Source organism: Streptococcus sanguinis (genome assembly GCF_050220005.1).
Classification (GTDB): Bacteria; Bacillota; Bacilli; order Lactobacillales; family Streptococcaceae; genus Streptococcus; species Streptococcus sanguinis_Z.
The window spans coordinates 429,064-442,659 of the sequence record NZ_CP071413.1 but is presented as its reverse complement, the minus strand read 5'-3'; the positions used below and the strand labels follow the sequence as shown (position 1 = coordinate 442,659).

Annotated in this window: 9 protein-coding genes, 2 tRNA genes and 3 rRNA genes; 1 reads left to right on the top strand and 13 read right to left on the bottom strand. The window is 45.2% G+C overall.

Going from position 1 to position 13,596, the window contains the following annotated elements:
* Positions 1 to 4: 4 nt before the first annotated feature.
* The 8 genes from fabF to J1C86_RS02225 all read right to left on the bottom strand — a co-directional run bounded on the left by fabF (position 5) and on the right by J1C86_RS02225 (position 6,694).
* Complete coding sequence (gene fabF / locus J1C86_RS02260; RefSeq protein WP_002893606.1) at positions 5 to 1,237, bottom strand: beta-ketoacyl-ACP synthase II; 1,233 nt, start codon at positions 1,235 to 1,237, stop codon at positions 5 to 7.
* Positions 1,238 to 1,301: 64 nt separating this feature from the next.
* Positions 1,302 to 2,036: a 3-oxoacyl-[acyl-carrier-protein] reductase gene (gene fabG, locus J1C86_RS02255; protein ID WP_002893608.1), complete on the bottom strand. Its 735-nt coding sequence runs from the start codon at positions 2,034 to 2,036 to the stop codon at positions 1,302 to 1,304.
* A 12-nt stretch (positions 2,037 to 2,048) separates the two neighbouring features.
* Positions 2,049 to 2,969 (bottom strand): ACP S-malonyltransferase, encoded by a 921-nt coding sequence (gene fabD, locus J1C86_RS02250; protein ID WP_061589283.1) that lies wholly within the window; start codon positions 2,967 to 2,969, stop codon positions 2,049 to 2,051.
* Positions 2,962 to 3,936, bottom strand: a complete 975-nt coding sequence (fabK, locus tag J1C86_RS02245; protein ID WP_002902460.1) for an enoyl-[acyl-carrier-protein] reductase FabK — start codon at positions 3,934 to 3,936, stop codon at positions 2,962 to 2,964. The genes fabD and fabK overlap by 8 nt, the downstream gene beginning before the upstream one ends.
* 136 nt (positions 3,937 to 4,072) lie before the next feature.
* On the bottom strand, positions 4,073 to 4,297 hold the full coding sequence (locus J1C86_RS02240; protein WP_002893611.1) for an acyl carrier protein: 225 nt from the start codon (positions 4,295 to 4,297) through the stop codon (positions 4,073 to 4,075).
* A gap of 55 nt (positions 4,298 to 4,352) precedes the next feature.
* The gene (locus tag J1C86_RS02235) at positions 4,353 to 5,327 is read right to left on the bottom strand and encodes a beta-ketoacyl-ACP synthase III (RefSeq protein ID WP_125408783.1); all 975 of its coding nucleotides are present in this window, start codon (positions 5,325 to 5,327) and stop codon (positions 4,353 to 4,355) included.
* Positions 5,327 to 5,761 carry a fatty acid biosynthesis transcriptional regulator FabT gene (locus J1C86_RS02230; protein ID WP_002901186.1) on the bottom strand — a complete coding sequence of 145 codons (435 nt, stop codon included), beginning with the start codon at positions 5,759 to 5,761 and terminating at the stop codon, positions 5,327 to 5,329. Before J1C86_RS02230 ends, J1C86_RS02235 begins: the two co-directional genes overlap by 1 nt.
* Before the next feature lie 141 nt (positions 5,762 to 5,902).
* Positions 5,903 to 6,694, bottom strand: coding sequence for an enoyl-CoA hydratase (locus J1C86_RS02225; protein ID WP_002893616.1), 792 nt, complete (start codon positions 6,692 to 6,694; stop codon positions 5,903 to 5,905).
* A gap of 250 nt (positions 6,695 to 6,944) precedes the next feature.
* Between J1C86_RS02225 and J1C86_RS02220 the strand changes: the two genes are divergently transcribed.
* Positions 6,945 to 8,309, top strand: a complete 1,365-nt coding sequence (locus tag J1C86_RS02220) for an aspartate kinase (RefSeq protein ID WP_125407517.1) — start codon at positions 6,945 to 6,947, stop codon at positions 8,307 to 8,309.
* A gap of 232 nt (positions 8,310 to 8,541) precedes the next feature.
* Here J1C86_RS02220 and J1C86_RS02215 read toward each other — a convergent pair.
* The 5 genes from J1C86_RS02215 to J1C86_RS02195 all read right to left on the bottom strand — a co-directional run bounded on the left by J1C86_RS02215 (position 8,542) and on the right by J1C86_RS02195 (position 13,565).
* Positions 8,542 to 8,615 (bottom strand) — tRNA-Asn (locus tag J1C86_RS02215).
* A 5-nt stretch (positions 8,616 to 8,620) separates the two neighbouring features.
* Positions 8,621 to 8,736: ribosomal RNA gene (gene rrf / locus J1C86_RS02210) — 5S ribosomal RNA — on the bottom strand.
* 116 nt (positions 8,737 to 8,852) lie between these two features.
* Positions 8,853 to 11,753, bottom strand: a 23S ribosomal RNA gene (locus J1C86_RS02205).
* A gap of 127 nt (positions 11,754 to 11,880) precedes the next feature.
* Positions 11,881 to 11,953 (bottom strand) — tRNA-Ala (locus J1C86_RS02200).
* A gap of 64 nt (positions 11,954 to 12,017) precedes the next feature.
* Positions 12,018 to 13,565: ribosomal RNA gene (locus J1C86_RS02195) — 16S ribosomal RNA — on the bottom strand.
* Together the 16S, 23S and 5S rRNA genes with 2 tRNA genes alongside form the textbook arrangement of a ribosomal RNA operon.
* Between the last annotated feature and the right edge of the window lie 31 nt (positions 13,566 to 13,596).

The window sequence follows — 13,596 nt, the reverse complement described above, 5'->3', positions numbered from 1 at the left end:
GTTTTTAAGCCTCCCAGCGTTTAAAGGCAAGAACGGCATTGTGGCCGCCAAAGCCAAATGTATTGGAAATCGCATAAGGGATTTCCTGTTCCTTACCTTGGCCATAAATAACGTTGGCTTCAATATAGTCTGGCAGCTCTGTTGTACCAGCTGTTTTTGGCACATAGCTATGACGCATTGCTTCAATCGTCGCAATAGCCTCAACCGCGCCCGCTGCACCGAGCAGATGTCCTGTAAAGGATTTAGTAGAAGACACCGCTACATCTTTACCAAAGACAGAAACAATGGCTCCGCTTTCGCCTTTTTCGTTAGCAGGAGTTGATGTACCATGAGCATTGACATAAGCTACATCTTTCGGCTCAATTTCAGCTTCTTCAACTGCCTGTTTGATCGCCTTGATAGCGCCCAAACCTTCTGGATGCGGAGAAGTCATATGGTAAGCGTCACAAGTATGACCGTATCCTACCACCTCAGCCAAGATAGTCGCTCCGCGCTTCTCAGCATGTTCCAAGCTTTCCAGAACCAGCATACCAGAACCTTCACCCATGACAAAGCCATTGCGGTCCTTGTCAAAAGGAATAGAAGCGCGCTTAGGATCTTCTGTCGTAGAAAGAGCAGTCAGAGCTTGGAAACCAGCAATCGCAAATGGTGTAATAGAAGCTTCTGAACCACCAACCAGCATCACATCTTGATAGCCGAACTTAATTGAGCGGAAAGCTTCACCAATCGCATCGTTAGCTGAGGCACAAGCTGTATTGACAGACTTACAGATACCATTGGCTCCAAAGCGCATCGCTACATTTCCTGCCCCCATATTTGGCAGGGCTTTTGGCAAGGTCAAAGGTTTGATACGTTTAGGACCTTTTTCATGCAAGCGAACAACCTGCTCTTCAATTTCCTGAATCCCACCGATACCTGAAGCCACAATGACACCAAAGCGATCCTTATCCAACGCATCTACATCTAAGTGAGCATTGTTGACCGCTTCTTGAGAAGCATAAATCGCATAGAGTGTGTAATTATCATAACGATTGGTATCCTTTTTGACAAAGTATTTATCAAAAGGAAAATCCTGAATTTCCGCCGCATTGTGAACACTGTATTCACTATGATCAAATTTAGTAATTGGACCGATTCCAATATTGCCTTCTTTTAAATTATTCCAGAATTCTTCTGGAGTATTGCCGATAGGTGAAGTTAAACCGTATCCTGTTACAACAACTCGATTAAGTTTCATATTGAGCTCCTTTATTTAGATGAATCAACTGATTTTCTACTCGTTAATATTCAAAAATTGTGACTTACTGCATAGTAAAGCCGCCATCAATCGTGATGACTTGACCTGTCAGATATTCTTGACCTGCCAAGAAGAGAGCAACATCTGCTACTTCTTCTGGAGTACCAAAACGCTTCATCGGAATGAGCGCCAGAGACGCTTCCTTAATTTTTTCTGGGAGCACATCTGTCATATCAGATGCGATAAAGCCAGGGGCAATGCAGTTCACACGGATATTACGCGCTGCCACTTCACGGGCTACTGACTTAGAAAAACCAATCAGACCGGCCTTGGAAGCTGCATAGTTTGCCTGACCGATATTTCCAGCCAAACCAACGACACTCGATAGGTTGATAATAGCACCCTGACGAGCTTTTGTCATCGGTTTCAGGACTGATTGTGTCATATTGAATGTTCCAGTCAAGTTCACTTTCAGCACCTGCTCAAAATCTTCTTCCGTCATTTTCAGCATGAGCTTATCACGTGTAATACCGGCATTATTGACCAATACATCCACAGAACCCAGAGCCGCAACAGCTTCTTCCACTATCCGCTGAGCATCCGCAGATTTAGACACATCCCCAATAACAGCTACGACTTTACCAGAATAGCCGGCAAATTCAGCCAAAATATCATCAGAAATCCCGCTTAGTCCGTTTAAGATAACATTGGCTCCGACACTGGCAAATTTATGCGCAATTGCCAGCCCAATCCCACGAGCGGATCCTGTAATTAACACATTCTTGTTTTGTAATTCCATGATGATTCCTCATTATTTTTCTAGAAGAGCATTCAAACTTTCTACATCTTCAACTTGGCGTACATCCGCAGATTTATCAATTTTCTTAATAAAACCAGACAGAACTTTGCCAGGACCGATTTCGATAAATTCAGTCACACCTGCTTCCTGCATCTTAGCAATACTGTCATAAAAGCGCACTGGCTCCATTACCTGACGAGTCAAAAGCTCTCTGACTCTTTCTTTTTCCATCACAGTTGCTTCAGTATTTCCGACTAATGGCAGTACAAAACCTGAAAATTTAACTGTTTCCAAGACTTCTGCCAATCGTTCGCTGGCTGGCTTTAAAAGCGCTGTATGGAAAGGTCCAGATACATTGAGCGGGATTAAGCGCTTGACACCGGCATCTTTCAAAAGCTCCACAGCCTTATCTACCGCTGCGACTTCTCCTCCGATAACGATTTGACTAGGCGTATTATAGTTGGCTGGTGAGACTACACCAATAGCACTTGCTTCCTGACAGACTGCTTCAATGAGAGAAACCTCTGCATTTAAAACAGCGACCATTTTCCCAGAGCCAGCTGGAGCAGCCTCTTCCATGAAGCTACCGCGCTTAGCAACCAAGGCCACTGCAGTCTTAAAATCAAGGGCGCCAGCAGCTACCAAGGCAGAATATTCTCCAAGCGAGAGACCTGCTACCATATCAGGCTCGATTCCCTTATCAGCCAAGAGCCGATAAATAGCTACTGAAGTCGTTAAAATAGCCGGTTGCGTGTAGCGAGTTTGATTGAGCTTTTCCTCATCCTGATCGATCAAAGCTCGGACATCATAGCCTAGAACTTGGCTAGCCTCATCAAAAGTTGACCGAACAAGCTCATACTGATCATAAAGCTCACGCCCCATTCCAAGGTACTGCGCTCCCTGACCGGCAAAGAGAAAGGCTCTTTTAGTCATTTCTAGTTACTCCTGCCCAACGTTTCGCTTCCTGCTGAATCTTCTCAGCAGCACCATAGTAGATATCTTTGAGGATTTCTTCGACTGTTTCTTCCTTACTGATTAAACCAGCAATTTGACCAGACATGACGGAACCATTTTCCACATCTCCGCGAACAACCGCATTGGCCAAAGCACCAGCTCCAAGATTTTCAAAAACAGTCAAATCTGGATTTTCTTGCTTGAAAGCTTCTTTTTCTGCCTTTTCGAAATCACGCGTCAGCTTATTCTTGATAGCACGAACCGCATGACCAAAATGCTGGGCAGAGATAGTCGTATCAATATCTCGAGCCTTCAAAATCATGTTCTTATAGTTCTGATGGGCATTGGATTCCTTAGCAACGACAAAGCGAGTTCCGACTTGAACAGCCTCGGCTCCCAGCATAAAACCAGCTGCAGCACCAGCACCATCTGCAATACCACCGGCAGCAATAACCGGAATGCTAACTGCTTCTGCAACCTGACGAACCAAGGACATGGTAGTCAATTTTCCGATGTGACCACCGGCTTCCATACCTTCTGCAATGACTGCATCCGCACCGATTTTTTCCATCCGCTTAGCCAAGGCCACACTTGGCACAACAGGGATAACTGTAATTCCCGCTTCATGGAAACGAGCCATGTGCTTGCTTGGATTACCCGCACCAGTTGTTACTACTTTTACTCCCTCTTCAATGACGAGATCCACAATGTCGTCCGCAAAAGGAGACAGGAGCATGATATTAACACCGAAAGGACGGTCTGTCAAAGACTTAATCTTGTCAATATTTGCCTTTACCACTTCCTTGGGTGCATTTCCGCCACCGATGATACCAAGACCACCAGCTTTTGAAACTGCACCAGCCAAGTCACCGTCAGCAACCCAGGCCATTCCGCCTTGGAAAATAGGATAATCAATGTTCAATAATTCTGTAATACGTGTTTGCATAATACCTTCCTTTTATCATTGCTTAAGTAATAGCTTGATCTCAAACTACCACACGCTAGATGTATTTCCTTTACTTTGACAGTCAAACTATTACCTAAACAAGAGAGAATATCTTTCGATACTCTCAATTACTTGCTTATTTAGTTTTTTCTTCTACATAAGCAACCAAATCACCAACTGTGTTCAAACCTTCTTCAGTTTCGATTTGGATGTCAAATGCATCTTCAATTTCTGAAATCACTTGGAACAAGTCCAATGAATCTGCTTCAAGATCATCGAAAGTTGACTCAAGAGTAACTTCTGATGGCTCTTTGCCAAGTTCTTCAACGATAATTTCTTGTACTTTTTCAAATACTGCCATGGATAGACTCCTTTAAAAATAAAATATTTTTTATCATGTGTTTCCACTTGATTAACTAAATTGTAACAATAAGCGTGCCCCATGTCAAACCTCCACCGAAACCTGACATCAAAATTGTCTGATTTCCGTTCAGTTTGATCAGTCCTTGCTCCACACACTCAGATAATAAAATCGGGATGCTAGCTGCACTAGTATTGCCATATTCCATCATATTGGCTGGAAGTTTCTCCCGCGCAACACCAAGCTTCTTAGCCATTTTATCCAAAATACGGATATTGGCCTGATGCAGCAACAGAAAATCCAAATCTTCCGCTGAAAGCTGACTGCTTTCAATGGTTTCCCTGATAGAACGAGCAACATCACGAATAGCAAAGTCGAAAATAGCTCTACCGTCCATTGTCAGATAAGGCTGATTCTCACCTTTTTCTGAAAAAGGTGAAGACAAACCGATTTTTCCGCAGGTCAGACTATCTCCGCGAGATCCGTCCGTAAACTGACTTTCTGCCAAAAAATGCTGTTCTGAAGCACTTTCCAACAGGACACCGCCAGCACCATCTCCAAAGAGAACCGCTGTTGAACGATCCGACCAATCTACCGTCTTAGAGAGAGTTTCACTTCCTATGACTAGACCCTTTTGATAACGACCTGAAGAAATAAACTTTTCCCCAGTAGATAGGGCAAAGATAAAGCCACTGCAAGCTGCCGTCAAATCAAAGGCAAAGGCATTGTTAGCACCGATGTTTGCCTGTACTCTCGCAGCCGTTGAAGGCATTAAAGAATCCGGCGTAATGGTAGCAACAATGATAAAGTCCAGATCTTGAGCAGAAATTCCCGACTTTTGCAGCAAATTCTCTGCTACTTTTGTCGCTAAATCACTGGTCGTTTCATCTGACGATAAATGGCGGTTTTTAATCCCAGTTCGACTTGAAATCCACTCATCACTGGTATCCATAATCTCGGCTAAATCATCATTGCTGACAACCTGACGGGGAGCATAATGAGCCACCTGGCTAATCTTAGCATAGTTCATTATTTCAAATCCTCTAGGAAACTATATAAATTTTGCAGGCCCTTTTGCATCACTTGTCTCTCTTCTGGACTCATTCCATCCACTACCTGCATGACCATGCGGTTGTGGAATCGCTTGTGAAGACGATACAAAAGCCGCCCATTCTTTGTCAAATTCAGATGCACCACACGACGGTCAACTTCCGACCGACGCCGCTCAATATAACCCTTACGCTCCAGATTATTCAAACTGGTCGTAACAGTTCCCAAAGTAACCATCAGTTCTCGTGATATATCACTTGGAGTAGCATTTGGCGTTGTGCCAATGACATCTATCGTATGCATTTCCTTAATGGAGACGTCGTTGAAGCGACTGCTTCTTAGGCTCGATTCTTCAATAACCAAGACATTATTGAAAATAGACGTTAAGTAATCATTTACTAACTGAAAATTCAAAACCAACCCTCCTTAAGAAAATACTTTGACAATCAAATTTTATCAGATAGAAAAGTAATTTGCAAGCTTTTTTGAAAATTAATTTGATTTTCAAATATTTTTGTAAACAACTTGCAAAATAAGCAACCTTGAACCGATACATTATTTACCAGTAAAGTTTGGACGACGTTTCTCAGAGTAAGCCCGAACCCCTTCTTTAAAATCTTCTGTAAAAGCCAGCGATTTCTGTAGTTCCAACTCTAGCTCAGCATACTCAGACCAGCCACTGAACAGACTCTTCCAGACCATTTCTTTCATAGCTCTGTAAGAATTTAGAGAGCCACGTTTCAGCTTCTTCAGCAACTGTTCCGTTGTTTTTTCCAATTTCTCTGTTTCACAGACTTTATAAAGCAAGCCGTAATCCAGAGCTTTCTCTGCAGTCAGAGCTTCCCCAGTCATAACCAGATGGGTCGCCCGAGTTACCCCGATAGCACGAGTCAGTAAGAAAAGACCACCAGCATCTGGCGCCAGACCAACCCCAACAAAGGCCTGAATGAAACGGGATTTTTCAGTGGCAATACAGAAATCTGCTGCAACGACCATATTAGCAGCCGCACCAGCAACAGGGCCATCAACACTCATGATAACCGGCTTAGGCAGACGCTTCATAGCAAAGGAAATATCATTCACCAGTTCTGCGATTTTCACCAAGGATTGGACGTCATCATCACTGACAGCTCTCTGCATCTCAGCCAAATCCCCACCCACTGAAAAAACCTTACCATTCGCATTGATAACTAAAAATTTGACGGACTCATCCTTAGCAGCAAGTTCAATAGCCTCTAAAATTTCCTCACACATAGGAATATTAAAGCCATTTGAAACTTCAGGGCGATTAAAAGTAATCGTTGCTACCTCATCTGCTACATGATAGAGAATTCCATTAAATGTCATTTCAGCTCCATTCCCGACCCGATTTCAAATCAGCCGTTTTGTTTTATTCTTAAATAATTTGATATTCAAATTATACACAACTTATATTTTATCATAAAATATAAAAGAAAGGAAATAAAAAATGGGAAAAATTAGATGGTCTTCAAATTTGAAGTGTGAAAGTAATAATTTGGATAAAAATAGTATAAAAACAGCGTTTGAATAATTTTCAGAATTTTGTTATAATTTTTAAAATAAGATAGGAGAACCTATGAAAGTTGTAAAATTTGGCGGAAGTTCACTGGCTTCTGCGACTCAATTAGAAAAAGTTTTGAACATTGTCAAATCTGATCCTGAACGTCGATTTGTTGTAGTATCAGCGCCAGGAAAACGCCACGATGACGATATCAAAGTAACCGATGCCCTGATTAAATATTACCGAGAGTATATTGCAGGAAATGATGTCACACCTAACCAACAGTGGATTATCAATCGCTATGCAGATATGGTGGCAGAACTTGGTTTGAAACCAAAAGTTCTGGAGAAAATTTCCAAAAGCATCACAAGCCTTGCAACTTTGCCAATTGAAGATAATGCATTTCTTTATGATACTTTTCTTGCTGCAGGAGAAAACAACAATGCCAAATTAATTGCAGCTTATTTCAGTCAAAATGGCGTTCCAGCTAGCTACGTTCATCCGAGAGAAGCAGGACTCGTCGTTTCCAGTGAACCTGGCAATGCAAGAATTCTTCCTTCTAGCTATGATAAGATTGAAGAACTCAACAATTCTGATGAAGTTCTAGTTATTCCTGGTTTCTTTGGTGTAACTCAAGATGGACAAATCTGTACTTTCTCTCGCGGAGGTTCTGATATTACCGGCTCTATCATTGCTGCGGGAGTCAAAGCAGATGTTTATGAAAACTTTACTGATGTTGACGGAATCTTTGCTGCTCATCCAGGCATCGTTCACAAGCCACATTCTATTCCTGAGCTAACCTATCGGGAAATGCGTGAATTGGCCTACGCTGGCTTTACCGTTCTCCATGATGAAGCTCTGCTTCCAGCTTACCGTGGCAAAATTCCGCTGATTATTAAAAATACCAACAATCCAGAACATCCAGGTACTCAAATTGTCCATAAACACAGCAAGGACCACCTCCCGGTCGTTGGGATTGCTGGAGATGCTGGCTTTGTCAGCATTAATATGTCCAAGTACTTAATGAACAGAGAAATTGGCTTTGGTAGACGCGTCCTTCAAATTCTAGAAGACCTGAATATTGGTTGGGAGCACATGCCTACAGGAATTGATGACCTTTCCATTATCTTACGTGAGCGCGAACTAACTCCAATCAAAGAGGAAGAGATTCTTCGCCAACTTGTCCAAAAGGCAGAGGTTGATCATGCAGAAATTGAACACGACCTTTCCATTATTATGATTGTTGGCGAAAAAATGAAGAGTCATATCGGGGTTACAGCCACTGCAACCAAAGCTCTTTCGGAAAACAACATCAACATTCAAATGATGTCCCAAGGCTCAAGCGAAGTATCCATCATGTTTGTTGTTGAAAAAAATCAAGAAAAAGCTGCCATTCGCGCGCTTTACCGAGCTTTCTTTGAACCCCAAACTCTGGAGTAAGACCAGACCTAGAAACCATTTTTATCAAACAAACTCTAATGAAAAAAGCAGAAACTAGTCTGAGACTAACTTCTGCTTTTTTCATTTAACTATAAAGAATAAGAAGTCAAACTTCAGAATACACTAAGTACTATTAGAAGTTCCATAGCTCATCAATAATACTATGGAATAACTTGTCTCCAGTATATCCTATCAGTAAAAATATAAAAAAGAGGTAAAAACCTCTTTGAAACTCCGCCAGTAGGACTCGAACCTACGACATCATGATTAACAGTCATGCGCTACTACCAACTGAGCTATGGCGGATAAAAGCTAAGCGACTACCATATCTCACAGGGGGCAACCCCCAACTACTTCCGGCGTTCTAGGGCTTAACTGCTGTGTTCGGCATGGGTACAGGTGTATCTCCTAGGCTATCGTCACTTAACTATTGAATTAACTGTCCTGTCCTCTCAGACAAGTCTTGTCAACTCAAAATTGAATACAATATCAAATCTAACATTCCTCTAAACCATCCGCTGCACTCTGATGAATCTCTTATTCTAGGATAAGTCCTCGAGCGATTAGTATTAGTCCGCTCCATGTGTCACCACACTTCCACTCCTAACCTATCAACCTGATCTTCTCTCAGGGCTCTTACTAACTTGCGTTATGGGAAATCTCATCTTGAGGTGGGTTTCACACTTAGATGCTTTCAGCGTTTATCCCTTCCCTACATAGCTACCCAGCGATGCTCTTGGCAGAACAACTGGTACACCAGCGGTAAGTCCACTCTGGTCCTCTCGTACTAGGAGCAGATCCTCTCAAATTTCCTACGCCCGCGACGGATAGGGACCGAACTGTCTCACGACGTTCTGAACCCAGCTCGCGTGCCGCTTTAATGGGCGAACAGCCCAACCCTTGGGACCGACTACAGCCCCAGGATGCGACGAGCCGACATCGAGGTGCCAAACCTCCCCGTCGATGTGAACTCTTGGGGGAGATAAGCCTGTTATCCCCAGGGTAGCTTTTATCCGTTGAGCGATGGCCCTTCCATGCGGAACCACCGGATCACTAAGCCCGACTTTCGTCCCTGCTCGAGTTGTAGCTCTCGCAGTCAAGCTCCCTTATACCTTTACACTCTGCGACTGATTTCCAACCAGTCTGAGGGAACCTTTGGGCGCCTCCGTTACCTTTTAGGAGGCGACCGCCCCAGTCAAACTGCCCGTCAGACACTGTCTCCGTAGATGATAAACCTACCGGGTTAGAGTGGCCATAACACAAGGGTAGTATCCCAACAACGCCTCCATCGAAACTGGCGTCCCGATTTCATAGGCTCCTACCTATCCTGTACATGTGGCACAGACACTCAATATCAAACTGCAGTAAAGCTCCATGGGGTCTTTCCGTCCTGTCGCGGGTAACCTGCATCTTCACAGGTACTAAAATTTCACCGAGTCTCTCGTTGAGACAGTGCCCAAATCATTACGCCTTTCGTGCGGGTCGGAACTTACCCGACAAGGAATTTCGCTACCTTAGGACCGTTATAGTTACGGCCGCCGTTTACTGGGGCTTCAATTCATACCTTCGCGTTACCGCTAAGCACTCCTCTTAACCTTCCAGCACCGGGCAGGCGTCACCCCCTATACATCATCTTACGATTTAGCAGAGAGCTGTGTTTTTGATAAACAGTTGCTTGGGCCTATTCACTGCGGCTGACAAAAGTCAGCACCCCTTCTCCCGAAGTTACGGGGTCATTTTGCCGAGTTCCTTAACGAGAGTTCTCTCGCTCACCTGAGGCTACTCGCCTCGACTACCTGTGTCGGTTTGCGGTACGGGTAGAGTATGATACAACGCTAGAAGCTTTTCTTGGCAGTGTGACATCACTCACTCGCTACTAAACTTCGCTCCCCATCACAGCTCAACGTTAGAGGTATAAGCATTTGACTCATACCACGCCTCACTACTTAGACGTACATCCATTCGTACGCACGAGTTAGCCTACTGCGTCCCTCCATCACTTCATACTCTAGTACAGGAATCTCAACCTGTTGGCCATCGGATACACCTTTCGGTCTCTCCTTAGGTCCCGACTAACCCAGGGCGGACGAGCCTTCCCCTGGAAACCTTAGTCTTACGGTGGACAGGATTCTCACCTGTCTTGCGCTACTCATACCGGCATTCTCACTTCTATGCGTTCCAGCACTCCTCACGGTACACCTTCTCCACACATAGAACGCTCTCCTACCATACCTATAAAAGGTATCCACAGCTTCGGTAAATTGTTTTAGCCCCGGTACATTTTCGGCGCAGGGTCACTCGACTAGTGAGCTATTACGCACTCTTTGAATGAATAGCTGCTTCTAAGCTAACATCCTAGTTGTCTGTGCAACCCCACATCCTTTTCCACTTAACAATTATTTTGGGACCTTAGCTGGTGGTCTGGGCTGTTTCCCTTTCGACTACGGATCTTAGCACTCGCAGTCTGACTGCCGACCATAATTCATTGGCATTCGGAGTTTATCTGAGATTGGTAATCCGGGATGGACCCCTCACCCAAACAGTGCTCTACCTCCAAGAATCTTTATGTCGACGCTAGCCCTAAAGCTATTTCGGAGAGAACCAGCTATCTCCAAGTTCGTTTGGAATTTCTCCGCTACCCACAAGTCATCCAAGCACTTTTCAACGTGCCCTGGTTCGGTCCTCCAGTGCGTTTTACCGCACCTTCAACCTGCTCATGGGTAGGTCACATGGTTTCGGGTCTACATCATGATACTAAAGCGCCCTATTCAGACTCGGTTTCCCTACGGCTCCGTCTCTTCAACTTAACCTCGCATCATAACGTAACTCGCCGGTTCATTCTACAAAAGGCACGCTCTCACCCATTAACGGGCTCGAACTTGTTGTAGGCACACGGTTTCAGGTTCTATTTCACTCCCCTCCCGGGGTGCTTTTCACCTTTCCCTCACGGTACTGGTTCACTATCGGTCACTAGGGAGTATTTAGGGTTGGGAGATGGTCCTCCCAGATTCCGACGGGATTTCACGTGTCCCGCCGTACTCAGGATACTGCTAGGTACAGAATCTATTTAAAATACGAGGCTCTTACTCTCTTTGGCTGACTTTCCCAAGTCATTCTTCTATAAATTCTGAGTCCACATTGCAGTCCTACAACCCCGAAGAGTAAACTCTTCGGTTTGCCCTCCTGCCTCTTCGCTCGCCGCTACTAAGGCAATCGCTTTTGCTTTCTCTTCCTGCAGCTACTTAGATGTTTCAGTTCACTGCGTCTTCCTCCTCATTCCCTTAACAGAAATGGGTAACAGGCATCAACCTGTTGGGTTCCCCCATTCGGACACCCCCGGATCAAGTGCTTACTTACAGCTCCCCGAGGCATTTCGTCGTTTGTCACGTCCTTCATCGGCTCCTAGTGCCAAGGCATCCACCGTGCGCCCTTACTAACTTAACCTTATTTTTGACCTTTCAGTCTTAAACTCATTAATTTTTACAGCGTTTTCGGTTTATTTTCTTGTTACTATTTGATATCGGTATTCAATTTTCAATGGACAAGTTCTTTATCTAGTCAAACTAGATAATGGAGCCTAGCGGGATCGAACCGCTGACCTCCTGCGTGCAAAGCAGGCGCTCTCCCAGCTGAGCTAAGGCCCCACATAGCCCTCTCAAAACTAAACAAGACTCAAGTGCATTCCGTGTGTCCTTACGGACTCCTTAGAAAGGAGGTGATCCAGCCGCACCTTCCGATACGGCTACCTTGTTACGACTTCACCCCAATCATCTATCCCACCTTAGGCGGCTGGCTCCTTACGGTTACCTCACCGACTTCGGGTGTTACAAACTCTCGTGGTGTGACGGGCGGTGTGTACAAGGCCCGGGAACGTATTCACCGCGGCGTGCTGATCCGCGATTACTAGCGATTCCGACTTCATGTAGGCGAGTTGCAGCCTACAATCCGAACTGAGACTGGCTTTCAGAGATTAGCTTGCCGTCACCGGCTTGCGACTCGTTGTACCAGCCATTGTAGCACGTGTGTAGCCCAGGTCATAAGGGGCATGATGATTTGACGTCATCCCCACCTTCCTCCGGTTTATTACCGGCAGTCTCGCTAGAGTGCCCAACTCAATGATGGCAACTAACAATAGGGGTTGCGCTCGTTGCGGGACTTAACCCAACATCTCACGACACGAGCTGACGACAACCATGCACCACCTGTCACCTCTGTCCCGAAGGAAAACTCTATCTCTAGAGCGGTCAGAGGGATGTCAAGACCTGGTAAGGTTCTTCGCGTTGCTTCGAATTAAACCACATGCTCCACCGCTTGTGCGGGCCCCCGTCAATTCCTTTGAGTTTCAACCTTGCGGTCGTACTCCCCAGGCGGAGTGCTTAATGCGTTAGCTGCGGCACTAAGCCCCGGAAAGGGCCTAACACCTAGCACTCATCGTTTACGGCGTGGACTACCAGGGTATCTAATCCTGTTTGCTCCCCACGCTTTCGAGCCTCAGCGTCAGTTACAGACCAGAGAGCCGCTTTCGCCACCGGTGTTCCTCCATATATCTACGCATTTCACCGCTACACATGGAATTCCACTCTCCCCTTCTGCACTCAAGTTAAACAGTTTCCAAAGCATACTATGGTTAAGCCACAGCCTTTAACTTCAGACTTATCTAACCGCCTGCGCTCGCTTTACGCCCAATAAATCCGGACAACGCTCGGGACCTACGTATTACCGCGGCTGCTGGCACGTAGTTAGCCGTCCCTTTCTGGTAAGATACCGTCACAGTGTGAACTTTCCACTCTCACACCCGTTCTTCTCTTACAACAGAGCTTTACGATCCGAAAACCTTCTTCACTCACGCGGCGTTGCTCGGTCAGGGTTCCCCCCATTGCCGAAGATTCCCTACTGCTGCCTCCCGTAGGAGTCTGGGCCGTGTCTCAGTCCCAGTGTGGCCGATCACCCTCTCAGGTCGGCTATGTATCGTCGCCTTGGTGAGCCGTTACCTCACCAACTAGCTAATACAACGCAGGTCCATCTGGTAGTGATGCAATTGCATCTTTCAATTAATTATCATGCAATAATCAATTTTATGCGGTATTAGCTATCGTTTCCAATAGTTATCCCCCGCTACCAGGCAGGTTACCTACGCGTTACTCACCCGTTCGCAACTCATCCAAGAAGAGCAAGCTCCTCTCTTCAGCGTTCTACTTGCATGTATTAGGCACGCCGCCAGCGTTCGTCCTGAGCCAGGATCAAACTCTCATTAAAAAGTTTGAGTTCGCACTCATTACTGTCCACT